Genomic DNA, 669 nt, shown 5'->3' with positions numbered 1-669 from the left:
CACTAGTGTCCACTAAAAATTAGAGGACGAGTTAAAAATTATAATTACTAAATAAATTTGGTCCATCAAGACCGCTTTGTCCTTTGACATCATTGAATTTAGTTTTGCTGAAGAGCTCCCTTAATGGAGTCTTGTCCGTAAGAGAAATGCCAAGAATTTGTAGAACCTCGTATGTCGATCTATCCAGTTTCATATCATGTTGCATGATAGCTACAAGACAGTAGGCAATGATTGCTGAGTAGACTTGTATCTTTACAGCGTTCTCGGAAGTACCCCAAAATTTCTTTATTTTAAGGTGTTGCTTGAGCCATTTAAAGAACAGTTCCACTTGCCAACGATTCTTGTAAAGTTCCGCTACCTGTAAGGCTGGAATATGTTTTGCATTTGTAAGATAAATGAACTCCCTTTCGTCTTCTTCATCCCAAAACCTCACCAAACGAATCGTTTCAGGGTATGATTTTTGGGTATAGAAACCGGTAAGTTCAATCTCACAGTCTGACTGTATATTCTTAGGTAAACGTCGTTTCCATTTGAGTACTTTCGCCTTAATATTTGTTTTAGCCCGTACAACAAAAAACGAATCCATCATATGTATCTTATAGAGACGATGATAATCGTTATATGCACGGTCGAAAACATAGAAAGAGCCAGACTCATAAGGTATTACAT

The 669-nt window shown here is 37.1% G+C and carries 1 protein-coding gene; it reads right to left on the bottom strand.

All coding sequences use genetic code 11. The features are described from left to right. Positions 1 to 31: 31 nt before the first annotated feature. Positions 32 to 669 (bottom strand): IS4 family transposase (locus BACCOPRO_RS16860; RefSeq protein ID WP_008145561.1); only part of this gene is annotated, 638 nt, incomplete at its 5' end.

The sequence above is a fragment of the Phocaeicola coprophilus DSM 18228 = JCM 13818 genome (genome assembly GCF_000157915.1).
GTDB classification, from domain to species: domain Bacteria; phylum Bacteroidota; class Bacteroidia; order Bacteroidales; family Bacteroidaceae; genus Phocaeicola; species Phocaeicola coprophilus.
Note: the sequence above shows the minus strand (reverse complement) of the source record. Positions and strands in the feature narration are given on the sequence as shown.